Here is a 25,904-nt window from a genome sequence, read left to right on the forward strand (position 1 = left end):
AAATGACGACGAGCAAGACGTCTCATTCGTCGTTATCGAGTTGATCATCAAGCTCATCTTCTTGCGCTTGATCGGCCGGCTTGCCGCCTGGGTATTCAGGGCGGGGATGACGATAGGTTTCGGCAACGTCAATAAGAACAATATCCATCATGAAACGCCGTCCTAGAAGCACGGGATAATCCAGGTGAGTACGGTCCGTAAGGGTGAACTCAACGTTTTCGCGAATTGGACCTAATGTCATCAATAAGCTAATGACAGGCCTGGAGTCATCACCGGACGCTTGAACAACACGTACCCGTCTTTCCACGGGTGCTTCAATCCATTCGTCACGCCGACTGTCTACGACCACATCTTCTTCGGTAAGTGCCAATTTGAAACGCACCCAGTTTTCACCATCCCGTTCGAAGCGGCTTATTTCTCTCGCGGAAAGCGACGAGGTATTGGCACCGGAATCCACACGGGCCTTTAAATAGGTGCCGATGCCTGGCAATCCGATCCATTCGCTGCGGCCCACGATCGTCTTGGTATCCAGAATGTCATTCGTCTGGCATTCTTCGCGAATGATAACGGGCGTTCCTTCACGCTGTTCCAGCCGCTGTACATCCTGGCGAAGATTGCGCAATAGACTGCCTACTTCTCGAACGTCGGCGTTCAGCGCTTGCTGTTGATTCAGCTGCGCCTGATGCCAGGCAGGGGCTCGGGAACACTGTGATGCCAGACTAGTTTCCAGCTGATTGATTCGTGTCTCGAATTGAGAGGCCTCCAAAGGCTGTAATTGCTCGGAAGGATCGGGTGAAACAACGGTACAGCCTGTCAGGGAAACAATAAGGCCCATAGCAAGCCACAAAGAACCTTGGCGCATGACACGGTATCCTGAAAAATGGGAGAGGAATGATACGGAGTCGGTTAGGGCATTGTCCATTCTGGTTCCGGACGGCATGTCATGCTTTCACTTTCAAATGGCTTTTTCAAACCACCACTCATTTAACATAATATATATTATGCGAACTCATGGTTGAAAGGTAACATGGCCCACTTGAGCGGTAAGATTCGCGGCTGAATTGAAAAGAACCCCGATGAATTATCATCGGGGTTCTTTTTACCGCTACGCCGTGATTTTCACTGGTGATACTGCAGCGTTCAACAGCAACAACAACTTACAACGGCTTATCGTCACTTGTTTCAGGCGGCGCATAAGAACCATCTTGGCGATGCACTTCGTTGCCGGTGATCGGCGGCGTGAAAACACATGCCAGATGCATGGTCTTGGAAGCCCGCAGCAAGTGTTCGTCATGCTGATCCAGAATGTAGATATCACCTGGCTTGATCGGCCAGATCTTGCCATCGGCCAATGTTTCGACTTCGCCTTCGCCTTCGATGCAATACACCGACTCGTAATGATGCTTGTAGTGGATATGTGTCTCGGTTCCCTCGAAAATGCGTGTGATATGAAACGAGAAATTTCCACCGTCGTTGGCCAGCACTAAGCGCGTGCTATCCCAGTTGCCATTTTCCGCGGTAACCAAGCGATCTGTCTGGCGAGCTTCTTCAATATTGCGAACAATCATGGAATGACTCCTTCAAATGGCAAGTGACAGTCGGCCCGGGCCGACTGCCGTGAGGTGCCTCAGTGCTGCTTTCTCAAGTGCTTTCTCACTGACCTATAACAGTCTTGACAGAAGCTTCAAGAATGTCCAGACCTTCAAGCAGGTCCTCGTCCGTGATGGTCAACGGACACAAGCATTTAACGACCTCCCCGGCCTGACCACTGGTTTCAATGATAAGCCCATGCTCGAAGGCTTTTGCAGTGATCTTGTCAGCGAGGTCACCATCGACGACATCAATGCCGCGCATCAACCCACGGCCACGCTCCGTGGCAGGCATGCCGTTTTCGCTGAGCAGTGCGGCGAGTTTCTGGAAGCGTTCTTCGACGATCCGCCCCTTGCGCTGCACATCGCGCTCGAAGGTATCGTTGCTCCAGTATTTACGCATGGCAGCGGTAGCCGTGACCATGGCCAGATTGAAGCCACGGAAGGTACCGTTGTATTGTCCCGGCTTCCATTTGTCGAGCTCAGGACGCATCAGCACATGGGCGAAGGGCAAGCCAAGACCGGAAAGTGATTTGGAGTTGGTGACAATGTCCGGCTTGATATCAGCGTGCTCGAAGCTGAAGAACTTGCCGGTACGTCCGCAACCCGTCTGGATATCGTCAACGATCAATAGAATGTCATTGGCATGACAGATTTTTTCGAGCCGCCTGAGCCATTCGAGGCCGGCCACGTTGATACCGCCCTCGCCTTGTACGGTTTCCACAATAACGCCGGCGGGAACATCCAGGCCACCGGATTTGTCGCCTAGCAGCTTTTCGAAGTAATCCAGGGTGTCGGTACTTTCGCCCAGGTAACCATCATACGGCAGAAAACTTGCGCCCTGGGTGGGAATGCCGCCCGTGGCTTCGCGGAACTTGCGGTTACCGGTAGTGGCAAGCGCCCCCATGGTCACGCCATGAAAACCATTGGTGAAGGTGACGATGTTATGCCGCCCTTTGACGACGCGTGCCAGACGAATAGCGGCTTCCACTGCATTGGTGCCGGTAGGACCAGGAAGGTGGACCTTGTAATCGAGTCCTCGTGGTTTGAGGATCAGCTCTTCCAGTGTTTCCAGGTAGTCACGCTTGGCGGCCGTCCACATGTCCAGGCCATGGATAACCCCATCGGTCGCTAGATAATCGATCATGGCCTGTTTGATATGGTCGTTATTGTGACCGTAGTTCAGAGTTCCCGCGCCGGCCAGAAAGTCGATATATTCGCGACCGTCTTCGTCAGTAAGGCGCGCATTTTTTGCCTTAGTGAAAACTACCGGAAACGAACGTGAATAAGTACGAACGTTGGATTCCATGCGTTCCATCGACTGGGTCTGCATTCAGCGAACTCCTTTAACAATTACTTTTTTGATGATTGGTTAAATCTAAATCTTGGAAATCAGATCAAGCTCAGTGAAACATTAGATCCGATCCGTTTGAAACGGACCAATGCGCACCAGATTCTCGGGGTCGTGCTCGCCTCCGAGTTGTTCGGTGGAAAAATATTCACGACTATTGAGCGGTGCATGCCAGCGTGCTGCAAGGCGGCGGAACAAGCCCCAGGACGCAAGGTTGTCAGGCGTGATGGTGGTTTCCAGATGATGCACATCGGCAAGTTCGGGACGCGACATGATGGCTTCCACCAAACGCCGGGCCAGGCCGGTACCACGGGCTTTCTCCCCTACCGCTACTTGCCACAGAAAGTAGGTATCAGGCGCATTGTCCTTGACATAACCGGACACGAAACCGACCACCTCACCTTCTTCATTGGTCGCCACGGCACAGGTTTCGCGAAACTGTGTCGCCAGCAGGAGGTATGCATAAGCCGAGTTCACATCCAGTGGAGGACAGGACTTGATCAGCTCATAAACACCCCAGCCATCGTCGGCGTTAGGTTTACGTATGAATAAAGGTGTTTCAGCATGTCCGACGACTGCATCGGCGACGGAAGGACGTGCCAGATCGGCGGAAGGCGTAAAAGGCTGGATAGGGGTACTCATATTTTTGCTTCGCTGTAGCGAATTTACCTGCGATTATACCAGTGGCTCATTAGCAATTCAAAAGTTTGGTTATCTTAGCGACTTTTTTTCATAATATTTTGTTATATCAATTATATTTAGCATTGGTGAATGACTAGCCGTTAGCCGCTTGTAATAGCGGCTAACGTCATTGGCTATTTGCGGGTTGGGGTACGTAATGTCACGAATTCTTCGGCGCCGGTGGGATGTATGCCTAAGGTCGAATCGAAATCCTTTTTGGTGAGCCCCGCACGCACCGCGATGGCAATCCCTTGGATTACTTCACCGGCATCATCGCCTACCATATGGGCGCCGACAACGATGTCCGTGGCATCATCCACCACCAGTTTCATCAAGGTACGTTCCTGGCTGGCGGAAAGCGTATGTTTCATGGCCTTGAAGTCGGTGCGATAAACGCGAATCGCCGCATATTTCTCTCTGGCCTCTTCTTCCGAAAGCCCTACCGTGCCGATATTGGGATGACAGAACACCGCGGTGGGAATAGCTGCGTAATCCAGAGGTGCCGGCTCGTCCGGACTGAAATGATGGGCTACCAGCTGCATGGCTTCAGCCAAGGCCACCGGCGTCAATTCCGGCCCGGCAATCAGGTCGCCCAAAGCCAAAATCGAAGGCACTTGGGTTTCAAAGCGCTCGTTGACCGGAATCTTGCCTACCTTATCCAGCGAAATACCCAATGCCTCAAGCCCTAATCCGGCCACATTGGCCTTACGGCCTGTCGCGGAAAGAATGGCATCCACTTCCATTTTTCGCCCGTCGGTCAGGGTTACCGAGTAGGCGTTTCCCACAGGCTCGATAGTTTCAATGTTGGTATTGAAGTGCAAGTTGACCCCCTTACGGGTCATTTCCGTCCGCGTGAAGTCGCGCACTTCATCATCGAAGCCTCTCAAGAATAGGTTGCCGCGATATATTAAGTGGGTTTCACTGCCCAGTCCGTTGAAGATACTGGCAAATTCCACTGAAATATACCCGCCGCCCAGCACCATGAAACGCTCAGGGAAGCATTCCAGATCGAAAACCTGATTGGAATCCAGCGTGTGCTGATGTCCTGGAAAATCAGGCACCCAAGGCCAGCCGCCAGTGGCCAAGAGTATCTTTTCAGCGCTCACCTCTTGGGTATTTCCTTCGGCTGTTTTCAACAGGACGGTATGCGGGTCTTTCAAGCTGGCGCGAGCATCAAATAAAGTGACATCGGCATTTTCCAGCATGCGCCGATAGATCTCGTTGAGGCGTTTGATTTCCCCGCTCTTATTATCTCGTAGTGTGGCCCATTCAAAACGTGGCGGCTCGGGCAGATGCCAGCCAAAACCAGCGGCATCATCGAAGGCGTCATGAAAATGTGCAGCATATGAATATAGCTTTTTGGGAACGCAACCCACATTGACGCAGGTTCCTCCCAAGTAGAGATCCTCCGCTATTGCCACATTAGCACCTGCCGCGGCGGCAGTGCGTGCTGCACGTACGCCTCCCGAACCTGCCCCAATCACAAAAAGGTCATACTCAAATTCTGCCACACCATTCTCCTCTATCTTTATTCATTGCATCTATTGAGTTGATTTTATCTACCGCTGTTTCCCTTCCGTCAAGCATGCAATATTGACCCCGTCCACGCAGAAGGTTAAAAAAGCCTGACTATTTTTTATCTCCCTGACTCATGGAGCATTATGACCGACCCTATTGCCACGCTGCTGGAGAACAACCGCAGCTGGGCTGAGCGTATGTGTGAGGAAGACCCGGACTATTTTGCCCGGCTCTCACGCCAACAGAACCCCGATTATCTGTGGATCGGTTGTTCGGATAGCCGCGTTCCCGCCAATCAGATCATTGCCCTGCCTCCCGGTGAAGTATTCGTTCACCGCAATGTCGCCAATCTCTTGCACCACACCGACATGAACGCGCTGTCCGTGGTCCAGTATGCAGTGGATGTGCTCAAGGTCAGCCATATCATGATTGTGGGCCATTATGGCTGCGGGGGCATCAGAGCCGCCGTCACCGGCGGTGAATGCGGTGTTGTGGACTATTGGTTGCACTCCGTGCGCGAGCTTTACAACCGGCATCGCGAGTCTCTGGCTCACCTCTCCTTTCATGATCAGATCGACCGGATGTGTGAGCTCAATGTCAAAGCTCAGGTCAATAGCCTGTGCCGTACCAAGATCCTTCAGCTTGCTTGGCAGCGCGGCCAGAGTATTTCAGTTCATGGCTGGGTGTATGGTTTGGACGATGGCCGCGTCAAGGATCTCAAATGTACCGTCAGCGGGCTTGATCAAGTCGCCACTCTCTACCGCATTGACCGTTTGCATCCAGACGGTTGAGCCTTTCTATGCTTGTCGAGCGAGAGATTGCTCAATACCCAGCATTCATCTAAAACTAACGTTGGTATATTCATGGCGCAAAAAGCCCGTGTCATCAGGGTACAGCTACAGATCGCGGATATGGATCGCCATTACTATCAGGACCATAACCTGACCTTGGCGCAGCACCCTTCCGAAACCGACGAGCGCTTGCTAGTACGCCTGCTCGCTTTTGCCTTGAACGCCTCGGAGAACTTGGCTTTCTCCAGCAATCTCAGCGATGAAGGCGAGCCTGAGCTTTCTGAAAAGAATCTGCATGGAGACATCGAATTGTGGGTGGCTTTTGGACAAGGTGATGAAAAATGGCTGCGTAAAGCCAGCCAAAAAGCCAAGCAGGTGAAGGTGTATGCCTATGGTGAACGCAGCGTACCCATCTGGTGGCAGCAAAATGAAAAAGCCCTGAAGCGCTACAAGAACCTGCAAGTCTGGGAAATCCCTGAAGCTGCACTCAAGGAAATGACCCAATTGACGAGTCGTAGCATGCAGTTACAGTGCACCATCAATGAACAGCAGATATGGCTGTCAGATGGCAGCACCAGTGTCCCGCTGGAGCTTAGGCTTCTTTGTTGAAGAATAGGCGGATGAAACAGGATCAAGAGAGCGGACAGCTGATCCCCGTGCCTTTCAAACCACAATAACCGCCGGGATTTTTATCGAGGTATTGCTGATGGTATCCCTCGGCGTAGTAGAAGCGGTCCAGCATGCCTATTTCAGTGGTAATGTCACCCTTTCCGGCTTTTCTCAAGGCGTCTTGATAAGCTAGCCGGCTGGCTTCGGCCGCTTCCAGCTGGGCCGGTGTGGTCGCATAAATGACGGAGCGATACTGAGAGCCAATATCGTTGCCCTGACGATTGCCTTGGGTGGGGTCATGATTTTCCCAAAATACCTGTAATAAAGTATCAATATCCAGACGTTGAGGATCAAATACCACCAGCACGACTTCAGCATGGCCGGTACGTCCGCTGCAGGTTTCTTGATAAGTGGGGTTGGGTGTCACCCCACCAGCATAGCCCACGGCAGTGACGTAAACGCCGGGCAACTGCCAGAACAGCCGTTCAGCCCCCCAAAAGCAGCCCATGCCCAGGACGATTTCTTCGTGCCCGGCAGGGAACGGTGGCATCAAGGAGTGTCCGTTGACGGTATGCATGGCACTGGTAGTCATAAGGAGCCTCTCTTTTTCAGAAACGTTTTTTCAAATGAATTTTTCAAGTACGTCGGGTGGTGAAGTGTCGTCATCAGTTAACGTTGCTCGAGAATCTCGGGGTCTCCCGAGCGGGAGAAGGTGTAGACCAGATCCACTGCCTGATTGGCGCCGGAAACTACCTGAACATATAAATTACGCCAGAGCGTATAACGTAGTGTCAGCTCGGCAATCGGCGAGAAGATTCCCACCCCGTAGCTAATACTCAAGTCATCGGTCAATTGGCCGCTGACTGCGATCTGGCTTTCTTCTCCGGCACCGGTAGTTTCCAAGGTCAAATCATCCACCCCGAAAGACTCGCCAATCGACCCGATGGCACTGCCTGTGCGGCCCAGCGACATGCCAATCAGTCCTGTCACCAACGCGCCTTCTACACTGCCGCCATCACCTTCCGGGGGGCGCCCCCGAAGCAGGTAGGAAAGCGCTCGCGTTTCATTCATGGCCGGCTCAGAGAAAATCGAAACGTTCGGTTCTTCCGCACTTCCGGAAACACGCAGCCCTGCGATGACATCATCCTGAGTGGTATCCGGGTTGCGAATCGCCTCGAAATCCAGTATGGGAAGATCCGGTGGGCCACTGAACAACAAGGTTCCGCGGCGAATCAGAAGGTCTTGACCAAACGCCTTGAAGCGACCATCGACAAGATTGACATCACCGAACAGCTGAAGTGCTCCTCCCTCCTGACGAACTTCCAAGGTCCCCGACAAGCCGGACTCAAGCCCGTAGGCTGAAATCATCATATCCGGCCCCAGGCTCAATGTAATCAATACATCCACCATGATACCTGTCTGTGCCAGTTCCTCGGAGGTGTCGGGACCCTCATTGCGTGTTGCCGCAGCTGCCGCACGCTCCGCTGCCAACTCGGCTTCGCGTTCATCACGTTGAGTAATAATGATCTCATCCTGGCTAGGAGAAATCGCCGAGGCGGGAATATCACCCACCTCCAAGCGTGCCCAGGGAATATCCACATTGCCTCGAACTTGAAGCAGGTCAGAGGTAACCCGAATACGCAGGTCGGGAGCGGCTTCAAGGCGACCGAACTCAGGTAGTACCACCAAGAGCGGAGATTCCACTGCACTCAGGTCCACCCCGATGCGCCATTCATCGCCCCCCGGCCAGTATGCATCACCGGTAATTTCCAGGCGTCCGCGTTCGGCAGCCAAAAATCCGTTGATATCGCCTCGATCGCCTTCCAGACGTACTTCAATATTGCCATCCTCGACTTCTACCGGAATATCCATGCCACTTGCCTGGATGCCCTGCAAGCGTAGACGTCCCTGTAAATCAGGCGCTGTGGTGGTACCACTGAGCTGAATTTCGCCACCCAGGTTGCCTTCGAGAACATCCATGCCAACGACCAGGCTACGATAAGGCCGTAAGGATATGTCGTCAGCGCTGATCACGCCGTTCAACCGACCTTCACCGATAGGTTCGTCAATGGTGAGATCCAGACCTACTTCACCAGCGTCTGCCAAGGTTAGCGTGGCCTCCACCCTGGCCTGGGTTTGTGTGGCTTCCACCCGTGTGTCAAGCCGCGTGCGGGGTAATGAAACTGGTTGGCCAAAGTCATTCAAAGCGGTAATCGCCAATTCGCTTATCAGGCGCAGATCCGCTTGCCACTGCGCCCCACCCTGACCCCAGGTCGCCAGCACATCCGCTGTGGTATCGCCCTCGAGCTGCCAGCCTTCGGGCAACCCCATTTCCAGCATTTCCATGGGCACGTCGCGTAGCGTCAGGCTGGCCTGACCTTGCTCGGCAGAAGCCTGGAGCGGCTGGTCGAGACACAGCACGCCACCCTGTTGCCGGCGTAGACAAAATGGCGACAGCTGAGCCTGGCCGGTATTGAGGTCGTAATTCACCGCTACTTCACGATTCAGTCGGATATCACCAATCTCGGCATCGACTTCAAGCGAGTTCAAGTCACCTTGATAACGTCCGGCCTGCTGATTGAAACGCCCATCCAAGGCGAGTTGAGCCCTTGAAAACGCGGCATTGGGGCCACCTTGCGCCTCCAGACGCAGGCGGTGATCCGAAACCCTGCCTTGCAGGCTCAAGGCAAGCATTTCCAGGCGCTGGCCGGCAGCATTCAAGTTCTGGATATCCAGCTGCAGATCAATGTCCGGATCGTCCACTCCCTGCATTCGGCCTTCCAAAGCCAGTGTTTCCAGATTGTTTTCGGCAAAGCGCAAGTCACTGCCGCGCAGGTCCACCATTACATTGGGCTGTGACAGGCTACCTTGCGCCTGTACGTTGCCGGATAGCAGCCCGGCAAGCTCGGGATGAAGACTTTCCAGCTGGCGCAGGTCAATATCGGCATCCACATCCATTTGTTGCTCACTGACCAGCCCGGAGGCCTGTAAGCGATTCTCGCCCTGCGCAAAGTCGAAACGCTCGAGTTGCACCCGTAAGTCACTGTCCGCTTCAAGAGCGGCCTGCAGGGAAAGAGGGTAATCCTGTAAGCGTCCATCAATGGAAAGGGTAGGAATTGAAACCGTCCAGTCGTTATCCTGCTGCGCGAAAGCCAGCTCCAGGTCACCGTTCAACCGACCTTCCAATTCCTCGATGAAAAGAGAAGGGTCGAGTTGATCCAGGCGCAGCCGGGCTTGCACCTGCAGGGTATCGAGCCAGTCCATACGTCCATGGCTGACCAGCGAGCCTTCGCCGAGCGTGAGTGACAGAGGCGTCCAGCGAAAATGCTCGAGATCGCCTTCGCCGGTTAAGGCCACACGGGTACGAGGCACTTGCGGTCCTTCGGTAACCAGTGATAACCCGACCCGATAATCGGTCAAACTGCCGTCCAGATTGGCCACCAGATTTTCCACTACATAAGGTGCACTTTCAGCTGTTGCTTCGTCTTGTTGCAATGGCCATTGCAGGCGTTCGCTTGCAATGTTCAGTTGGAACGGCATCTCGGGGGCGAGAACATCCACCTCTCCACGCAAGGTGGCATTCAGTGCTCCTCTGATGTTCAGTGCTACTTGCAGTGCCGACAAGGAGCCATCCAGGTGTAACTCAATCTGCTGGCCTACCAAGGCTGGATAGTCATCAAGCAGCCCTCCCTCATTGTTGAGTCGCACGTTGAGGGTGGCATTCAGCGGGTAGTCTTCACTCAGGATCGCGGACGTTTCCAGCGTGGCTTCGGCATCGGGCGTCACGACATTCAGGCGTTGCACTTCTATTTCATGGCGTCGTGCCACTGCGCTGAGCGCTAGATGCTCCACCGTATACGCCACGGCCCCTTCCACCTGGAAGTCATCGATACTGAGTTGTGGAATCTGGACTTCCAGGGGCAAGGTAACCTCGGGCAACGCCAGGCGGGCACGCTTTTCCAACGTATCTTCGACTTCTTGAAGAGGCGGTTCTTCAGCGACGCTTACCTCTTCAGGCTGATGCAGCGCGATAGCGGTATTGATGGCTTGGGCGTCAAGGGGCGTGTCGGTATTTTCCGTCAGCAACACGCCCGGGGATGGCGGCAAGTAAAGCCGGGGTTCGACGAGTTTGGTGGCTAGCAACTGAAGCTGGTTGGCTTCAGCGATGGCGCCGGAAGAAAAACGCTTCCAGTGAAAGCGCTTGCCATCCGCTAAATGCAACGCAATGTCTTCAAGCTCAAGGGAGCGCAGCTCGATGCGAAAGGGAAATTCAATGTCGGGAAGCACAATATTGCCAGTTTCTTCTTGAGGCGCTTCCTCAGCATCATCGGTGGGTAGCAACCGTACATCCGCACCCTCTATATGCAACCGATCAATACACAGCCGCCCAGAAAGCAGGCAGTCGTCAGCCCACTTTAGTTCAAACCGGGACACATCCACCTGGGCACTGCCGGCTTCCAGAGAAAACCCTTCCAGCACTAGGTGGCTCAATAAATCCCCTTCATGGTGTTCCAGGTTATAAAACCCTCTTTGCTCACCTTGAGACAATAAAAAGCCCGTACCCCATGGAGATAATGCAAGGCCCGACAGAAGCATGACTAGTCCGATCAACCACAGCGGAAAAACAATGATCAGGCGTAAAAGGCTCCATCCAAATAACACCCAGCGACGCGACGGCGAGAGGGAGTGACGAGTCGTGGTGCTTTGTGAGGCTTGCGTCAACAGAGAGTCTCCTGGGTTCTGTATGAGAAATCGGTGAGGAAAGTCGGCCAGAGCGAGCGCATGCAGTACCTGACATCAGCGCTAGAATTCCGGCCCGATGGAAAAGTGCAGCCGCCAATCATCTTCATGATCGAAAGGATGGGCGACATCAAGCCGAATAGGCCCGACCGGAGAGACCCAGCGTACACCGAGACCCGCGCCTGTATTAAGTGAATCAGGCGTCCAGTCATCAAAGGCATCGCCAGCATCGACAAAGCCTGCACCCCACCAGTCACCGGTAACACGACGCTGATATTCGACACTAGCGGTGAGTTTTTGTTGCCCACCACGCAGGCGGCCTTCCTCATTGACAGGAGATAAACTTTCAAATGAATAACCGCGCACACTGCGGTCACCACCCGCGAAAAAACGCAGTGACGGCGGTAATTGATCAAAATCATCGGTGGCAATGGCACCAAGGCTTGCACGCCCGACAAATCGGTTGTCGTTCCCCAGCATCCGTATCCATTGAGTATCGGCGGTCAGACGGCCAAATTGAGCATCGGAACCCCAGGCTGTATCCGAGTATTCCAGTGATAACTGCTGGCGATCACCCCAACTGGGGAAACGCTGATTGCGTGTACGTGTACGCGACCATTGGATGCCGGGATAAAAAATCCAGACCTGATCTGCTTCTCCACCTTGGGTAAAGTCTTCGAAGGTGGCACGGAAATACAGGGTCTGTACCCAGCGGTTTTCGAATTCCCACCGCCGCGCTACTTCCACGGTGCTTTCCAAGGTGCGGGTGTCATTGTCATCTTCATGACGAATACCATACTGCAAACGGTAATTGTCGCGTACTGGATCTTCCAAGGGAATATTGTAGGTGCCGGTAAAACGTTGCTCCGGCGCGGAAATGTAGAGTTCATGATCAAGGCTATGGCCTAACCGATTGATCCAGGGTTGTCTCCAACCGAGGCCTAGCCGGGGCCCCACATCCGTGGCATAGCCGATGCCCACTTCAAACTGATGGCGATCGGCAGGTTCGACGGTGACATCCAGAGGCAAGCGATTATCTTTCGGTTGGTACAAGGTCATGGCACTGGTGAGCGCTACCATACTCAGCCGTGGCCGTCGCTCCATCTCGCCGGTCGCCTCAATAAACCAGGGGTCGGGGTCAGGCTCGAAGACAAGCAGTTCCTGTGCCGTTTGTAGTCTGGGCCGGACCATGACCGATTCAAACCAGCCGGTTTGCGCTAACCGTTGGTTATAGCGTGCCAACGCCTGAGCTTCATAGGGCTCTCCCGTGGTAAATGGCTGCATTCGCTGCAGTCTTTCCGGTTCGATATGGCTGCCAATAATACGTACATTGCCGAATTGGTAGCGCGAACCGCTATCAAAGTCCATGTACAGGCGGGCACTTTGCTCGAAGGGGCGCACTTCCATACGGCGGTCGGTGAACTCCCAATCGAAATAGCCACGCTCCAGTGCCAAGCCGGATAACTGATTACGCAGCCGATCCCAGGGCGAATGAAAAAGAGGATCGCCTACCTCGAGCGGGAACTCATCGACAGCTTCGTTGAAGGGCGGGTCATCGGCGGCTTCACCCCGTAAATTGATATCCAATACTTCGATGGTCACCCTGGGGCCTGAAGTAATATCGACCTGAACGCGTTCTTCTTCCAGCTGTTCGATGGCGATTTGCGGCTCGTAATACCCGTATACTCGCATGGCTTCACGGACACGGCGCTGAATCTCGCCTTTCAGCCGGGCCGCGGTATATTGCTCCGCATCCAAGTCACTGAGATACAGCCGCACATTTTTTTTCACGTCGCCTTCGACGCCTTCAATCCGAGCATTCAGCGCCCATACCGGAAGGCTTATCAGGACGGCACTTATCAGTAGAAGGAAGGCTTTCCCCCAACGTGATAATCGCTGACGTTGTGTTGGCATAGTGTCATTTTCCCGAAGCAAGGATTGAAGCCTATCTCTAAACAAGCTAGCTCAACGTAGCATTTCCAGTTGAGCGCTAAAGGCCAGCTGTGCCTGCCGCACCTGCCGTACTTCGGATTCCAGCGCATCGATGCGTTGCTCCAGCTCTTCATCCAAGCCGGTATCCATTTCAGCTAACGCCTGGTCGAGTTCATCCAGACGTTGCGTCATGTCCTCTTCGAGCGCTGTTTGCCTTCTCGTCAACGACTCCTGCAGGGCAGCCATTTCTTCTTCGATGAGCTGAGATCGGCTTTCCAGCAACTGCTCCAGGTGCGTCACCTCCTCCATCAAGCTTTGTCTGCCTTCGATACCTGCACGTTCGAGCGCATCGAGTGATACATGGATGGCTGCCAGCTGGCTATCCCGTACCTGGGCATTCTCACGTAAACGCTCGACCTGCTGGTCTAGCGTATCCAGTGATTCGGTCGATACCCGCTCATCGTTGTCGGTCAGAAACCCATACAGCTCCTGACGAGTACTCGATATCGTCTGAGCCAACTGTTCCTGTTCTTGGAATAGCGTAACCACTTGGGCCTGAAGAAAGCTCAAGGTGTCCTCGATATCTGCATCGCCCGAATCAAGTCGGGCATGCATGTTGGAAACCTCTCCACTCAAGCGGTTCATTTCCTGTAACAAACGCTCCCGCTCATACCACGCCACCGCTCCCGCACCGGCTACCGCCACCAGCAGCAGACATATCATCAGCCATATTGGCCATAAGCTCGGACCACGGCGAGGCCGTAGATGCCGACCTGTCAGACTTTGATCCACATCCGGAACGATACGCGATGACGTAGCTGAGTCGGACATTATGCTTCCTCAAGGTTAAGACGGGTCGGCACGACGCCCAATGCCGCGGTAATGTAAGCCACAGCCAGCCACAAAGCTCGGATCGTAGATATTACGCCCATCCAGAAGGAGGTTTTCCTTGAGCAAGCCGGCTAACCGGGCCCAATCCGGGTTCCAGTAAAGCTTCCATTCGGTGACCAGCATTAATGCATCCGCACCTTCACATGCCTGATAAGGGTCCTCACTAAAGGTGAGCAGGTCATCCCGCTGACCTACTTCTTCAAGCAATGCGGGAATAGCCGCCGGGTCATGCAGCCGTACGTTAACCCCTTGCGCCCAGAGCGCTTTCAGCAAAGTCAGCACCGGCGCATGCTCGATGCGTGCGGTACCCGGTTTAAAGGCCGCTCCCCAGATGGCGACGGTACGACCGTTCAGATCACCCTGGAAATGCGCCCACAATTTGCGGAATAGGGTTTCCTTTTTCTTTTCATTGATATCCAGTACTTGCTTGAGCAGTTCGGAATAGCGCCCGCTGGACGACTGAACGTCGGCGAGGCGCATCAGGTCACGCGAAAAATTGGGCCCGCCGAAACCACAGCCGGGATAGAGGTATTCAAACCCGATACGGGTATCCGCCCCCATGCCTTGGCGAACGTATTCGACATCCACCCCCAATGTATCAGCCAGGCCGGCTACTTCGTTCATATAGCTGATACGTGTCGCCAGCATGCCGTTGATTGCCAACTTGGTCAGTTCCGCAGCACGGCGCGGCATGCGCTGGAACACTTCACTGCGCCGGTTGAAGGCACGCAGAAGCTCGCGCACCGTGCTTTCTCCGGTGGCCTCGTCGCAACCTAACAGCCAGCGGTTAGGACGCGTAAACATATCCCAGGCACGGCCTTCTTCCAGCATATCTGGCAATGCAACACTGTAATGGGTATTTGTCCCTACCAGAGATGCCAAGCGCTCGGTTTCTCCTACCGGAAAGGTGGAGTTGTTCACCAACACCAGTCCCCCCGGATGGTTGCGCTCCACTTCATGGACCAAGCTGTCTGCGGCATTGCGTTGGGAGGGGGATAACGACAGCCAGAGTACGTCCGGCACCGCGGCCGGGCCAACGTCGCTACAAATTTCCAGGGTGCCGTCGTGACAGCTCCGGTGGATTTGGTCCAGAAGGTGCGGTTCACGCTTTAGCCAGTCAACTTCCCGCAAGTTGGTCCATGGCATATCGGCATGAGGTAGCCATTGCACCTGGTGACCCACCCAGGAAAGCGCGGCGGCGGCAGTGGCGGCGGTAAGTTCGCTTCCATGAATCAAAACCCGCATCGATCATTCTCCCTGATGATAGCGTGCCAGCAATTCTTTGAACCCGTCGCCGAGCTGGGGGTGAGCACGTCCGTAAGCCATGATGGCTTCCAGATACCCCAAGGGATGTCCGCAATCGTAGGTTTTGCCTACCATGCGATAGGCCTGTACCCCTTGATGGCTACGCAGGGTTTCCAGTGCGTCAGTCAATTGTATTTCGCCACCCGCGCCCGGTGGAGTGTCTGCCAATAGCGCAAAGATACTCCCAGGCAATGCATAGCGGCCGATTACCGCGAGATTGGAAGGTGCCTGGTCGCGGCCGGGTTTTTCCACCATTCCTTTCAAAGGACCGGATTGACCCGGTGAAGGAATCTTGTCGACAGGTTCGACGATGCCATATTTTTCCACCTGCTCCCAAGGCACTTCCTCGACCATCAGCTGAGCACTGCCGGTGGCATCAAAGGCTTCCAGCATACCGGCCAGATCCGCACCTGTACGGGAATTATTGTTTACCAGCACATCCGGCAACAAGACGGTAAAAGGTTCGTCGTCGCCGATGATCGGGCGCGCACAGAGCACCGCATGCCCTAGGCCCAAAGGTTCACCTTGGCGAATGCTGATAATATTGACGTCATCCGGCACGATCGAGCGCAGTGAAGAGAGTAATTCATGCTTGCCTTTTTGTTCGAGGCTCGCCTCCAGCTCCACATGTGTATCGAAGTGATTCTCGATAGCGGCTTTACTTGAGTGAGTCACTAATATGATGTCGCGGATACCTGCTGCTACCGCTTCTTCCACCACATATTGAATCACAGGCCTATCGACAATCGTGATCATTTCCTTGGGAATGGCTTTGGAGGCAGGCAAACAACGAGTACCTAAGCCCGCCACGGGAAGTACAGCCTTACGAATCATATGGATGTCCTTTTCATCAAATTGCGCGTTCCGCCTCAGGAGTGGTTAGAATGCCATGATACTGAAGGCGCTGAGGGATGCCACCTTGCTCCTTGCGCTGACTCTCACCGACCATGGAGCCTTGCCATGCAAGCGATACCTCAGGATAGCACTGCTGCGCCCCATTCCGATAACGTGGATGCAGCGGAAATCGCCAAATTCGAAGCCTTAGCCAGCCGCTGGTGGGACCCAGACAGCGAATTCAAGCCACTGCACGACATCAACCCCTTGCGCCTTGATTTCATTGACGCTCGTGCCGGGCTCGCGGGGAAAAGGGTGTTGGATGTCGGCTGTGGTGGAGGCATTCTCAGTGAGTCCATGGCTCACCGCGGGGCGGAGGTCACCGGAATAGATCTAGGTGAAGCCCCCCTTGCTGTAGCACGGCTGCATGCCCAGGCCAGCAGCGTGACGATCGACTATCAATGCATCAGTGTCGAAACATTGGCTACTCAGCAACCGGGTGAATTCGATGTCGTCACCTGTATGGAAATGCTGGAGCACGTTCCCGATCCCAGCTCCGTGATTCGTGCCTGCAGCACCTTGGTGCGCCCGGGCGGCTTCGTGTTTTTCTCGACACTCAACCGCACACCCAAGTCGTATGCGTTTGCCATTCTGGGCGCAGAATACGTGCTCCGGCTATTACCCCGGGGAACCCACGATTACGCCAAGTTCATTCGTCCTTCTGAAATGGCGACCTGGAGTCGGGAAAGTGGTCTGGAAGTACGTGAACAAAGTGGCATGACCTACAATCCGCTGACCCGCCGATACCGCCTGGAAGCCAATGATGTTTCGGTCAATTATTTGATGTATTGCCGCAAGGTGGGGGAACAGGCTGCATGAGTACCGCGCCCTTGCCGCAAGCCGTATTATTTGATCTTGACGGCACGCTGGTGGATACCGCCCCGGATCTAGCCAATGCCACCAATATGCTGCGAAGGCATCACGGCCTTGAGGCCTTGCCGTTCGACGTGATTCGCGGCCAGGTATCCAATGGAGGCAGCGCCTTGGTTACCTTGGCGCTGGCATTGGAAATAGATGCACCGGGGCATCAAGAGGCGCGTGATTTTCTTTTGCAAGCTTATGATCAGGCGGTAGCCACCCATAGCCGGGTGTTTACCCCATTGGATCGCTGGCTGAAAAATTGGCAAGCAGCTGGGCTGCCCTGGGGAATCGTGACCAACAAACCCCGGCGCTTCACGGTAGCCTTGCTCGACGCGCTGGCCTTATACCCGCACGCACTTTTATGTGCCGATGATCTGCCGGTGAAAAAGCCTGCACCACAACCCCTCTGGGCGGCAGCCGAGCAGCTGGGTGTCTCTCCTGGCAACTGTTGGTATGTAGGAGATCACCTGCGCGATATCCAGGCGGCACGCGCCGCCGGAATGACCGCGGTGGCGGTAGGTTATGGCTATATCGCCGAAGGGGAAGACTACCGCCGCTGGCCGGCCGACTTATGGTTCGATGGTTGTGAAGCGCTGGTTGAAGCCCTTGAGCCGATCATCAAGCGACACCCGGCCTGAAGGGCTGCTGGGATCAACGCGCTGGCTGGGCGTCGATTTTCTCGCCGTTGGTGCCCTGGCTGTCCGGACCCATCAGCCAGAGATAGGTGGGCATGATCTCGTCTGGGGTGCGCAAGGTAGCAACGTCTTCGCCAGGGAAGGCACTACGCCGCATTTGGGTCCGGGTTGCGCCGGGGTTGAGACTGTTGATCCGGATGTTGGCCTGGTTTTCAAGCTCGTCGGCCAGCACTTCCATGAACCCTTCTGTGGCGAACTTGGAGACCGCATAGGCACCCCAATAGGCTCGCCCTTTGCGCCCGACGCCTGACGAGGTAAAGATCACCGAGGCATCCTTGGAGGCTTGGAGCAGTGGCAGCAATGCCTGGGTCATCCAGATAGGTCCGTTGATATTGACCTGCATGACTTGCTCCCAGAGCTCGGGATTATACTGCTCAAAGGGCGTGATTCTGCCCAGTATGCCGGCGTTGTGAAGAATGCCATCCAGCCGGCCGAATTCCTTGTCCAAGGTTTCTGCCATGTCATGAAAATCTTTCAGCGTAGCGCCTTCCAGGTTCAGTGGAAAAATAGCCGGTTGGGGACCGCCCTGGTTTTCTATTTCGTCATACACGCTTTCAAGTTTGGCGATGGTGCGCCCTAACAGAATCACGGTAGCCCCATGGCGAGCATAATGTAATGCGGCAGCACGTCCGATACCGTCACCTGCGCCGGTCACCAGTATCACCCGATTTTCCAGAATATTCGGTGCGGCCTGATAGTCGATCTTGCAAATCATAGTGATTCCTTGAAAGCGATGTCCTTGAAAACACAGGCCTTGAGATAAAGAAGCAGCAAAGCCAGCCTGTTAATCATTGCCTTGACGCAAGAAGTCATTGGCAAGCCCGGCCGCACTGCTTTGTGGGTAATCATCGCGAACTTTTTCCAGCAGCTCACGGCTCGCCTCCGGCTCCCCTTGGCGCGCTTTTACCAACCCCAGTTTATAAAGTGCATCCGGTAGTTTACTGCTGGCGCTGTAATCAGTGATCACACGGTTGAATGCTTGATCAGCTGCGTCCAGATCACCTTCGGCGGCATGCAGTTCCCCTAGCCAATAATACCCGTTGGCGGTCAGGGCGGTATCCGGATAGCTCTCGACAAAGGCATCGAATGCCTGGATGGCATCATCAAAACGACGTGCCTGTACGTGAGCAAAAGCGGCTTGATAGTCACCTTGTGCTTCGGCGCTGGCGCCACTCACTGAAGGCGTACTTGTCACTTTTTCGGCAGCTTCGGGCTCTACCTCAGGGGTGACTTCTTCAAGCTGGGTTGGCCCACTGCTCATCAGCCGGTCTTCAATGTCCAGGTACTGCTGTTGTGACTGGCGACGCAACTGCTCCAATTGATGGCGCAGCTCTTCGATTTGTCCACGCAATTGCTGGATTTCTTGCTGGTGCTCTTCTACCTGGTTGAACAGCACCAGATTGCCTGAGGAAGCTTGATTGGTTTGTGCGTGTTGATAGAAGTTGCTGCTGCCGCCCTGTTGCGAGGAAAGGTCTTCCACCACGGGGCGCTGCGCTTGGGCGTGCAAAGGCAATACGGATAGCGGGAGCACTAAGGCTCCCGCGCCGCACAGCCTCACAAGACAATACTTGAGACTGTGATTCATGAAGATCTTCCTCAGTAATTGAACACCACACGACGGTTCTGGGAGTACGCCTGTTCGGCTTGTCCTCTGGCTGCCGGCCGTTCTTCGCCATAACTCACGACACTCATTTGTGATGGTGATACGCCTTGAATGTTCAAGAAACGTTGAACGGCATTGGCACGACGCTCGCCCAACGCCATGTTGTATTCACGCGTTCCGCGCTCATCGGTATGTCCATGCAGGACCACTTGAGCATTGGGATTGCTGCGCAAGTAACGGGCATGCGCCATGACGACCGATTCGTACTCACTCTTGATGCTGTCACGGTCGTAATCGAAATGGATGGTACGTACTTCGGGAATCCGCGAATCTGCTTGTTGTCCGGCACTCGTGCCGCTGGTGCCGGAAGTGGAGCCATACTGGCCACCCGCGCCGGCACCTGTGGTTGAACCGGAACTTGTGCCCGTACCGGCGGCACCCTGAGTACCGTAAGAATCCCCGTCCTGAGTGCCCCCCGTGCTGGAACAGCCCGCGATAACCACCAAGGACAGCGCAATTGCCAAGGAACGGGCAAACGGCTTGAGTTGCATAGTCAGACTCCTTGCCTGAAAAATAGGTGTGATGCCAACATCAATTCAAAAACGGTGACCACGCCGGTTCACGTATATCACCTTGTGGGGAGGGAAGCCTGAATGAGGAGCGCCCATCAGCGGAAACCGCACTCAGCACCCCATTGCCACCCTGTTGGGTAGCGAAGATTACCATGGTCCCATTCGGTGCAACACTAGGAGATTCATCACGCTGTGTTTCACTGATGACCACCAGACGACCACTTTCCAGGTTCTGGCGCGCCACTTGGAATCCTTGTTTTGAACGATGAATCAAGAACAGTTCTTCACCATCAGGAGAAAAGCGGCCACGAGCGTTATAGTCGCCGGTAAACGTCAGTCGCTGTGTCTCGCCGCTACCTAGGGTATAGCGATAAATCTGGGGCGCACCACTGCGGTCGGAAGTAAATAGCAGGCTACGGCCGTCCGGCGCCCAGTCAGGTTCGGTGTCGATACTGTTGCTTTGAGTAAGACGCTCGAATGAACGGTTGGCTATGTCCATGACGTAGATGTCAGGCTGGCCATCCTTGGAGAGCGACATGGCCAATTTACGTCCATCCGGCGACCAGGCCGGAGCGCTATTGAGTCCTTCGAACGAAGTGGCTCTAACACGACGACCGCTATCCACTTCCTGGATATAAATCGCCGGTCGCTCGGTTTCAAACGATACATAGGCGAGCTTACGCCCGTCCGGCGACCAGTCTGGTGAAAGTATCGGCTCATCGGAGGTCAACACCTGTTGGCTGTTACGTCCATCGGCATCGGCAACGTACAATCCAAATTGCATGGCATTGCCCACGCCTTCCGCAGTGACATAGGCAATGCGGGTGGAAAATGCGCCCCGAATATCGGTAATGGCTTCAAATATCTGATCGCTGGCGAGATGGGCGGCGCCACGCAGATTGCCACTCTCGGCGGTGATGGTTTCACCTAGCATCTGCCGCTGTCCGCTGACATCCATGAGATCATATTCAATACGATAGCCACCTCCGGTTTCAGTGACTCGTCCTACCACTAGGTAACGCACATCCAGCGAACGCCAAGTCCCGAACTGTACATCTTCTGCCTGGTCAGGACTTTCAAAAATGGCGTTGCGCTCAAGTGGTGAGAAAAAACCGCTGCGCTCAAGGTTGTCTTGAATAATTTGCGCCACGTCTTCTGAAGGCGCTCCTTCCGTGGCAAAGGGCACCACAGCAATCGGTAGAGCTTGGTCGCTGCCACGTGTAATCTCGATAGTCAGATTGGCATGCGCCATAGAACTCATCAGGAGGGCACTTATCAGGATGGTGCTCTTCGAAAGTAACGAAGCCAACCATAGTGCTGACCATGTCCCCTTCCACAAGCCTGTTTTAGTCAACATTTGCATCAGCGAACATCCCCCGGGGTAAACCGCAAATTGAACTGTCGCAAGTCGCGTTGATATTCGCTAGGCATATCACGCAACTCGCCAAAAGGTGCTGCATGTTCGACCGCCTGTATCGCAGAACGATCAAACGTCGTATCGCCACTGGAACGCACGATGGAAATATTCAGGATCTCACCCGATGGGCCAAGTCTGATTTCCAGCATAGCATCCAGCGAATCGCTCGCTCCGGGCGGAATCAACCAAGCCTGTTCCACCGCTCGACGAACAATGGTAGTGAAACTGTTGGCCGCCTGCTGCGCCTGTTGGGCATTGGCGGCAGCTTCCGCCTCTCCTGCCAACTGGCGCTGCATGGCCTGCTCGGCGGCTTCAGCCGCTTCACGCCGACGCTGTTCTTCAGCTTCGCGCTGTTGCTGAGCTTCTTCTTCCCGGCGTTGCTGTGCTTCAGCTTCACGCTGCTGCTGGGCCTCGGCTTCACGCTGACGCTCGGCCTCCTCCTCTTTGCGTCGCTGTTCTTCGGCTTCGCGCTGCTGTTGGGCCTCGGCTTCCCGTTGGCGCTGAGCTTCTTCCTCCCGGCGCCGCTGTTCTACAGCTTCTCGTTCCTGCTTAGCTTCGGCTTCGCGTTGCTGTTGAGCCTCGGCTTCGCGCTGGCGCTGAGCTTCGACTTCCTCGGCACGCACGGCCGCTTCTTCTTCACGTTGTTGCGCTTGTTGCTGTGCCTGCTCAGCTCGACGTTGAGCTTCTTGCTCGGCTGCCAGGAGAGCCGCCTCTCGCTCCACTTCACGCTGACTATCTTGCGCGGCTTGTTGCTCGGCTTCCTGGGCGGCCGCTTCTTCGGCCTGAGCACGTTGGCGCTGCTGTTCCGCTTGAGTCTCGGCCTCTTGTTCGGTTGCTTGCTGGGCGTTAAGCGCTGCCTGCTGCTCAGAGACTTGCTGTGCTTGGTCAGTGAAAGTTTCAGTACTCACCAGCGTCGCCTGAACCACCGAAGACGTTTCGGATTCAGGGTTCGAAGCAGGCAAACTGATCATACTTATCGCCAACACCAGCAAATGTACCCCCACCGCCAAAAGCGTAGGGAGGACATAGCCGACATCTTGATTATCATGTGGTTTGAAGCCTTTTTTCACGCTGTTTTCAACCTCTTCAGCCATCCTGAGGTGGCTCGGAAATCAACCCCACATTGGCGACACCCGAACGCTGCAGTGTGCTCATCAACACCACAATTTCCCCATAGGCCACGTTGCGGTCTCCGCGAAGCATGACCGGTGCTCCAGGACGACGCTGGAGTATCGCCATCACACGCTGAGCCATCTCATCCAGCGACACCTCCGAGGACTCGTCTCCCAAGGAGAGGTGGTAATTTCCCTCCCGATCAACGGAAATGAGAATCGGCTCGTTGTCTTCCAGTGCTTCGATAGGTTCCGAGGAAACTTGAGGTAGATCAACCTGGACACCTTGGGTCAACATGGGCGCGGTAATCATGAAAATCACCAGCAATACCAGCATGACATCAATGAACGGAACTACGTTGATTTCCGCCATCGGTTTGCGCCGATGGTTACGATTGAAGGGTCCTTGCATGATATGACTCCCTTAGCCCGACGTGGTGTCACGCCCCTGCACGTTACGATGCAGTATGGCGTAGAATTCTTCGGCAAAGGCCTCGTATCTTCCCAACAGGCGAGTGGCTTCACTGGACAGTCGGTTATAGAAAATAACCGCAGGAATAGCGGCAAAAAGCCCCATGGCGGTGGCGATAAGCGCTTCGGCGATCCAAGGAGCGACAGTGGCCAGCGTGGCCTGCTGGGAAAGTGAAAGCGACTGGAATGCACCCATGATTCCCCATACGGTACCGAATAGACCTATATAGGGACTGGCGGATGCTACCGTTGCCAGGAAAACAAGGTGCCGGCTCAGTCGATCCTCTTCCCGTGACCAGGCAACTCGCATGCTGCGTTGAACCCCTTCAAGCACGGCCTGCGGGTTGCGTGTCTTGGGTAACAGGCGATTGAACTCTCGAAAACCGGCCTTGAAAATATGCTCGGCACCACTACGCGGCTCTTCGTCGGGAATATCACGGTAGAGTTCATTGAGATCGACTCCGGACCAAAAGGTTTCTTCGAAGTCGGCGTATTCGCGCTTGGCTTTGCTTAACGCCAGGCTGCGCTGAAAAATTACCACCCAGGAAAGAACTGACCCCACCAGTAGCAGCAGCATGACAACTTGCACAACGGTGCTTGCGCTCATGATCAGGTGGGGTATCGACATGCCGTTATCGTTCACGAATATCCTCATCAATCAAAGCGCCGGCAGTTCCGCCGGCGTGGAAAATATGCTTGGGCACTAATGCTCAGCTACGACAGTTGGTTGGCAGCGTCATTGTACAATATCGTCATTAAACAACATTGCTGGACAACACAGCCTGCATGGTGGAAGGCCATGCCTTGGGGCGCAATCGTTTGGCGCTCAAGCAGGCTATCTCGACTGTTGCAACGCACAAAAGTTCCTCGCCACGTAACACTTCCTGCTGAAACGTCATCCGACAGGGCTGATGATTTTCAATTCTTGCCGTGATCGTCAATGCATCATCCAGCCTTGCCGGACGACGATACTGGCAATTCAATTGGTGTACCACCAGTTGAGTGTCGTTCTCGAGAAGAACACATTGATTGAGACCGTGATGGCGAAGCCATTCGCTACGAGCGCGCTCCATGAATTTCAGGTAATTAACGTAGTAGACGATACCACCGGCGTCAGTATCTTCGATATACACCCGAACAGGAAAGTGGAAATGGTGCGCTGACTGACTCATGGCCGCACTTCCCCTTCAACATCAGCGGCATCTTCATGAGGCGTCAGCTGGAAATGTTGCCATGCCTGCCGAGTCACGACTCGCCCACGCGCCGTTCGCATCATCATTCCTTGCTGAATCAGGTACGGTTCGATGACATCCTCGATGGTATCGCGCTCTTCACCGATAGCCGCCGACAGGGAATCAACGCCCACCGGCCCACCATCGAATTTTTCGATCATTGCCAGCAGTAACCGACGATCCATGTGATCCAGACCATGATGATCCACATTGAGCATGTTCAGGGCTGCATCGGCAATTGCCGTATCAATATGGCCGCTGCCTTTGATCTGGGCATAATCACGTACCCGACGGAGCAGACGATTGGCAATCCGCGGCGTACCACGAGAGCGCCGCGCTATTTCTATGCCTCCCTGATGGCTGGTTTCAACCTCAAGCAAACGTGCCGAGCGCCCCACAATCTCGGTAAGCTCCTCCAGATTATAGAATTCCAGCCGTTGAACGATACCGAAGCGATCACGCAGCGGTGAGGTCAAAAGCCCTGCTCGGGTGGTGGCCCCCACCAAGGTAAACTGGGGTAAATCCAGTTTAATCGAGCGTGCCGCAGGGCCTTCACCGATCATGATATCGAGTTGGAAATCCTCCATGGCGGGGTACAATACTTCTTCCACCACGGGGGAAAGGCGGTGAATTTCATCAATGAATAACACATCACCGGGCTCCAGGTTGGTCAGCATTGCCGCCAGATCCCCGGCCCGTTCCAGTACCGGTCCAGAAGTGGACTTGAGACCCACCCCCATTTCGGCGGCAATGATATTAGCCAAGGTGGTCTTGCCCAACCCAGGAGGACCGAACACCAGGGTGTGGTCGAGGCTTTCCTGACGTTTACGCGCGGCCCCGATAAAAATTTCCAATTGCTCGCGCACGCGAGGCTGGCCGATGTAATCCACCAGGCGCTTGGGACGAATCGCATGATCGAAACGCCCTTCCCCCGGCTCTCTTTCCGCGGCGATCAGCCGGTCGTGTTCCAACATAATTCCATCTCGGTTTGCGGCGAGGCATCGCCTAGCCGGCCATGCGGTTACTTAGCGCCGCCTTGATCAAGGCTTCGGTGGACTGATGGCGGTCAAGGTCTGCAAGCATTTTCGCCGCTTCGGTAGGCTTGTAACCCAGGCTTATCAACGCCGCTTCAGCATCGGCAAGGCCGTCTCGTGTTGCATGTACCCCGGCGGTGGCTTCCAGCGGCAAGCTGCCGTCGTTGGATACCTGCCAGTGCGGGAAGCGGTCACGCATCTCGATGACCAGTCGCTCGGCGGTTTTCTTGCCGACGCCCGGCAAGCGGGTCAATGCCTTGCTGTCGTCGTCACGTACGCAGCGCATGAAGGCGTCTTCATCCATTCCTGAAAGAATGGCCAGGGCCAGCTTGGGACCGACACCATTGACCTTTATCAAGGCACGAAACAGTGCTCGCTCTTGCTCGCGCAGGAAACCGTAAAGCAAATGGGCGTCGTCTCTTACCGTCAAATGGGTATACAAGGAAACGGGGTCTCCCACGACCGGCAGTGCCACCAGCGTAGTCATCGAGGCTTCCACCTCGTAACCCACACCGTCGACATCCACTACCAACCAGGGAGGGTGTTTTTCCAGTAAATGGCCGCGTAGACGTCCAATCATGACAAACTCGCTACAGGCAGAAAAAG

The 25,904-nt window shown here is 54.7% G+C and carries 25 protein-coding genes; 4 read left to right on the top strand and 21 right to left on the bottom strand.

Annotated elements, in window-relative coordinates; translation table 11 throughout:
• Window positions 1-22: 22 nt before the first annotated feature.
• From GPM19_RS08215 to gorA, 5 genes are all read right to left on the bottom strand, one after another.
• Window positions 23-862: an ATP-dependent zinc protease family protein gene (locus tag GPM19_RS08215; protein ID WP_160418564.1), complete on the bottom strand. Its 840-nt coding sequence runs from the start codon at window positions 860-862 to the stop codon at window positions 23-25.
• Window positions 863-1,157: 295 nt separating this feature from the next.
• Window positions 1,158-1,568 carry an ectoine synthase gene (locus GPM19_RS08220; RefSeq protein ID WP_114486702.1) on the bottom strand — a complete coding sequence of 137 codons (411 nt, stop codon included), beginning with the start codon at window positions 1,566-1,568 and terminating at the stop codon, window positions 1,158-1,160.
• 85 nt (window positions 1,569-1,653) lie between these two features.
• The gene (gene ectB / locus GPM19_RS08225) at window positions 1,654-2,922 is read right to left on the bottom strand and encodes a diaminobutyrate--2-oxoglutarate transaminase (protein ID WP_160418565.1); all 1,269 of its coding nucleotides are present in this window, start codon (window positions 2,920-2,922) and stop codon (window positions 1,654-1,656) included.
• A gap of 81 nt (window positions 2,923-3,003) precedes the next feature.
• Entirely contained in the window at window positions 3,004-3,582 is a 579-nt protein-coding gene (ectA, locus tag GPM19_RS08230) for a diaminobutyrate acetyltransferase (protein WP_114486700.1), read from the bottom strand.
• Between the two features lie 173 nt (window positions 3,583-3,755).
• Window positions 3,756-5,132, bottom strand: coding sequence for a glutathione-disulfide reductase (gorA, locus tag GPM19_RS08235; protein WP_160418566.1), 1,377 nt, complete (start codon window positions 5,130-5,132; stop codon window positions 3,756-3,758).
• A 150-nt stretch (window positions 5,133-5,282) separates the two neighbouring features.
• On the opposite strand from gorA, the gene can reads away from it, so the two are divergent.
• Window positions 5,283-5,930, top strand: coding sequence for a carbonate dehydratase (can, locus tag GPM19_RS08240; RefSeq protein WP_160418567.1), 648 nt, complete (start codon window positions 5,283-5,285; stop codon window positions 5,928-5,930).
• Window positions 5,931-6,002: 72 nt separating this feature from the next.
• Window positions 6,003-6,539, top strand: a complete 537-nt coding sequence (locus GPM19_RS08245) for a YaeQ family protein (RefSeq protein ID WP_160418568.1) — start codon at window positions 6,003-6,005, stop codon at window positions 6,537-6,539.
• Between the two features lie 22 nt (window positions 6,540-6,561).
• On the opposite strand, the gene msrA is transcribed toward GPM19_RS08245, so the two are convergent.
• The 6 genes from msrA to galU all read right to left on the bottom strand — a co-directional run bounded on the left by msrA (window position 6,562) and on the right by galU (window position 16,241).
• The gene (msrA, locus tag GPM19_RS08250) at window positions 6,562-7,131 is read right to left on the bottom strand and encodes a peptide-methionine (S)-S-oxide reductase MsrA (RefSeq protein WP_160418569.1); all 570 of its coding nucleotides are present in this window, start codon (window positions 7,129-7,131) and stop codon (window positions 6,562-6,564) included.
• A 77-nt stretch (window positions 7,132-7,208) separates the two neighbouring features.
• Window positions 7,209-11,261: an autotransporter assembly complex protein TamB gene (gene tamB, locus GPM19_RS08255; protein ID WP_319928105.1), complete on the bottom strand. Its 4,053-nt coding sequence runs from the start codon at window positions 11,259-11,261 to the stop codon at window positions 7,209-7,211.
• An 81-nt stretch (window positions 11,262-11,342) separates the two neighbouring features.
• The gene (tamA, locus tag GPM19_RS08260; protein ID WP_160418570.1) at window positions 11,343-13,193 is read right to left on the bottom strand and encodes an autotransporter assembly complex protein TamA; all 1,851 of its coding nucleotides are present in this window, start codon (window positions 13,191-13,193) and stop codon (window positions 11,343-11,345) included.
• A 51-nt stretch (window positions 13,194-13,244) separates the two neighbouring features.
• Window positions 13,245-14,042 carry a hypothetical protein gene (locus GPM19_RS08265; protein ID WP_160418571.1) on the bottom strand — a complete coding sequence of 266 codons (798 nt, stop codon included), beginning with the start codon at window positions 14,040-14,042 and terminating at the stop codon, window positions 13,245-13,247.
• A gap of 15 nt (window positions 14,043-14,057) precedes the next feature.
• Window positions 14,058-15,347, bottom strand: a complete 1,290-nt coding sequence (locus tag GPM19_RS08270; RefSeq protein WP_160418572.1) for a nucleotide sugar dehydrogenase — start codon at window positions 15,345-15,347, stop codon at window positions 14,058-14,060.
• A 3-nt stretch (window positions 15,348-15,350) separates the two neighbouring features.
• Window positions 15,351-16,241 carry a UTP--glucose-1-phosphate uridylyltransferase GalU gene (gene galU / locus GPM19_RS08275; protein WP_160418573.1) on the bottom strand — a complete coding sequence of 297 codons (891 nt, stop codon included), beginning with the start codon at window positions 16,239-16,241 and terminating at the stop codon, window positions 15,351-15,353.
• Window positions 16,242-16,367: 126 nt separating this feature from the next.
• On the opposite strand from galU, the gene ubiG reads away from it, so the two are divergent.
• Window positions 16,368-17,120 carry a bifunctional 2-polyprenyl-6-hydroxyphenol methylase/3-demethylubiquinol 3-O-methyltransferase UbiG gene (gene ubiG / locus GPM19_RS08280; RefSeq protein WP_160418574.1) on the top strand — a complete coding sequence of 251 codons (753 nt, stop codon included), beginning with the start codon at window positions 16,368-16,370 and terminating at the stop codon, window positions 17,118-17,120.
• On the top strand, window positions 17,117-17,800 hold the full coding sequence (locus tag GPM19_RS08285) for an HAD-IA family hydrolase (RefSeq protein WP_160418575.1): 684 nt from the start codon (window positions 17,117-17,119) through the stop codon (window positions 17,798-17,800). Before ubiG ends, GPM19_RS08285 begins: the two co-directional genes overlap by 4 nt.
• Window positions 17,801-17,813: 13 nt before the next feature.
• On the opposite strand, the gene GPM19_RS08290 is transcribed toward GPM19_RS08285, so the two are convergent.
• The 10 genes from GPM19_RS08290 to ruvA all read right to left on the bottom strand — a co-directional run bounded on the left by GPM19_RS08290 (window position 17,814) and on the right by ruvA (window position 25,878).
• Window positions 17,814-18,572, bottom strand: a complete 759-nt coding sequence (locus GPM19_RS08290; RefSeq protein WP_160418576.1) for a YciK family oxidoreductase — start codon at window positions 18,570-18,572, stop codon at window positions 17,814-17,816.
• 69 nt (window positions 18,573-18,641) lie between these two features.
• The gene (gene ybgF, locus GPM19_RS08295) at window positions 18,642-19,442 is read right to left on the bottom strand and encodes a tol-pal system protein YbgF (protein ID WP_160418577.1); all 801 of its coding nucleotides are present in this window, start codon (window positions 19,440-19,442) and stop codon (window positions 18,642-18,644) included.
• 11 nt (window positions 19,443-19,453) lie between these two features.
• Window positions 19,454-20,011, bottom strand: coding sequence for a peptidoglycan-associated lipoprotein Pal (gene pal, locus GPM19_RS08300; RefSeq protein ID WP_160418578.1), 558 nt, complete (start codon window positions 20,009-20,011; stop codon window positions 19,454-19,456).
• A 40-nt stretch (window positions 20,012-20,051) separates the two neighbouring features.
• Window positions 20,052-21,293: a Tol-Pal system beta propeller repeat protein TolB gene (gene tolB / locus GPM19_RS08305; protein WP_227842287.1), complete on the bottom strand. Its 1,242-nt coding sequence runs from the start codon at window positions 21,291-21,293 to the stop codon at window positions 20,052-20,054.
• Window positions 21,294-21,394: 101 nt separating this feature from the next.
• Window positions 21,395-22,543, bottom strand: a complete 1,149-nt coding sequence (gene tolA, locus GPM19_RS08310; protein WP_160418579.1) for a cell envelope integrity protein TolA — start codon at window positions 22,541-22,543, stop codon at window positions 21,395-21,397.
• Window positions 22,536-22,973 carry a protein TolR gene (tolR, locus tag GPM19_RS08315; protein ID WP_160418580.1) on the bottom strand — a complete coding sequence of 146 codons (438 nt, stop codon included), beginning with the start codon at window positions 22,971-22,973 and terminating at the stop codon, window positions 22,536-22,538. Before tolR ends, tolA begins: the two co-directional genes overlap by 8 nt.
• 12 nt (window positions 22,974-22,985) lie before the next feature.
• A complete protein-coding gene (gene tolQ, locus GPM19_RS08320) occupies window positions 22,986-23,675 on the bottom strand; it encodes a protein TolQ (RefSeq protein ID WP_160418581.1) in 690 nt (229 codons plus the stop codon).
• A 112-nt stretch (window positions 23,676-23,787) separates the two neighbouring features.
• Window positions 23,788-24,204 carry a tol-pal system-associated acyl-CoA thioesterase gene (ybgC, locus tag GPM19_RS08325; protein WP_160418582.1) on the bottom strand — a complete coding sequence of 139 codons (417 nt, stop codon included), beginning with the start codon at window positions 24,202-24,204 and terminating at the stop codon, window positions 23,788-23,790.
• Window positions 24,201-25,238, bottom strand: a complete 1,038-nt coding sequence (gene ruvB, locus GPM19_RS08330; protein ID WP_160418583.1) for a Holliday junction branch migration DNA helicase RuvB — start codon at window positions 25,236-25,238, stop codon at window positions 24,201-24,203. Before ruvB ends, ybgC begins: the two co-directional genes overlap by 4 nt.
• A 31-nt stretch (window positions 25,239-25,269) precedes the next feature.
• Window positions 25,270-25,878, bottom strand: a complete 609-nt coding sequence (gene ruvA / locus GPM19_RS08335; protein ID WP_160418584.1) for a Holliday junction branch migration protein RuvA — start codon at window positions 25,876-25,878, stop codon at window positions 25,270-25,272.
• Window positions 25,879-25,904: the final 26 nt, after the last annotated feature.

Origin of the sequence: Vreelandella zhuhanensis, from assembly GCF_009793355.1 — a bacterium.
GTDB classification, from domain to species: domain Bacteria; phylum Pseudomonadota; class Gammaproteobacteria; order Pseudomonadales; family Halomonadaceae; genus Vreelandella; species Vreelandella zhuhanensis.

What these genes read in the sequence shown, in the direction of transcription:
- tolB (WP_227842287.1), bottom strand. Translation starts at nt 21,293, where the DNA reads ATGAGTTCTATGGCGCATGCCAATCTGACTATCGAGATTACACGTGGC.
- galU (WP_160418573.1), bottom strand. Translation starts at nt 16,241, where the DNA reads ATGATTCGTAAGGCTGTACTTCCCGTGGCGGGCTTAGGTACTCGTTGT.
- ectB (WP_160418565.1), bottom strand. Translation starts at nt 2,922, where the DNA reads ATGCAGACCCAGTCGATGGAACGCATGGAATCCAACGTTCGTACTTAT.
- pal (WP_160418578.1), bottom strand. Translation starts at nt 20,011, where the DNA reads ATGCAACTCAAGCCGTTTGCCCGTTCCTTGGCAATTGCGCTGTCCTTG.
- ruvA (WP_160418584.1), bottom strand. Translation starts at nt 25,878, where the DNA reads ATGATTGGACGTCTACGCGGCCATTTACTGGAAAAACACCCTCCCTGG.
- GPM19_RS08220 (WP_114486702.1), bottom strand. Translation starts at nt 1,568, where the DNA reads ATGATTGTTCGCAATATTGAAGAAGCTCGCCAGACAGATCGCTTGGTT.
- GPM19_RS08285 (WP_160418575.1), top strand. Translation starts at nt 17,117, where the DNA reads ATGAGTACCGCGCCCTTGCCGCAAGCCGTATTATTTGATCTTGACGGC.
- ruvB (WP_160418583.1), bottom strand. Translation starts at nt 25,238, where the DNA reads ATGTTGGAACACGACCGGCTGATCGCCGCGGAAAGAGAGCCGGGGGAA.
- msrA (WP_160418569.1), bottom strand. Translation starts at nt 7,131, where the DNA reads ATGACTACCAGTGCCATGCATACCGTCAACGGACACTCCTTGATGCCA.
- tolA (WP_160418579.1), bottom strand. Translation starts at nt 22,543, where the DNA reads ATGGCTGAAGAGGTTGAAAACAGCGTGAAAAAAGGCTTCAAACCACAT.
- GPM19_RS08270 (WP_160418572.1), bottom strand. Translation starts at nt 15,347, where the DNA reads ATGCGGGTTTTGATTCATGGAAGCGAACTTACCGCCGCCACTGCCGCC.
- ybgC (WP_160418582.1), bottom strand. Translation starts at nt 24,204, where the DNA reads ATGAGTCAGTCAGCGCACCATTTCCACTTTCCTGTTCGGGTGTATATC.
- ybgF (WP_160418577.1), bottom strand. Translation starts at nt 19,442, where the DNA reads ATGAATCACAGTCTCAAGTATTGTCTTGTGAGGCTGTGCGGCGCGGGA.
- GPM19_RS08245 (WP_160418568.1), top strand. Translation starts at nt 6,003, where the DNA reads ATGGCGCAAAAAGCCCGTGTCATCAGGGTACAGCTACAGATCGCGGAT.
- ectA (WP_114486700.1), bottom strand. Translation starts at nt 3,582, where the DNA reads ATGAGTACCCCTATCCAGCCTTTTACGCCTTCCGCCGATCTGGCACGT.
- ubiG (WP_160418574.1), top strand. Translation starts at nt 16,368, where the DNA reads ATGCAAGCGATACCTCAGGATAGCACTGCTGCGCCCCATTCCGATAAC.
- GPM19_RS08290 (WP_160418576.1), bottom strand. Translation starts at nt 18,572, where the DNA reads ATGATTTGCAAGATCGACTATCAGGCCGCACCGAATATTCTGGAAAAT.
- tamA (WP_160418570.1), bottom strand. Translation starts at nt 13,193, where the DNA reads ATGCCAACACAACGTCAGCGATTATCACGTTGGGGGAAAGCCTTCCTT.
- tolR (WP_160418580.1), bottom strand. Translation starts at nt 22,973, where the DNA reads ATGCAAGGACCCTTCAATCGTAACCATCGGCGCAAACCGATGGCGGAA.
- GPM19_RS08215 (WP_160418564.1), bottom strand. Translation starts at nt 862, where the DNA reads ATGCGCCAAGGTTCTTTGTGGCTTGCTATGGGCCTTATTGTTTCCCTG.
- GPM19_RS08265 (WP_160418571.1), bottom strand. Translation starts at nt 14,042, where the DNA reads ATGTCCGACTCAGCTACGTCATCGCGTATCGTTCCGGATGTGGATCAA.
- can (WP_160418567.1), top strand. Translation starts at nt 5,283, where the DNA reads ATGACCGACCCTATTGCCACGCTGCTGGAGAACAACCGCAGCTGGGCT.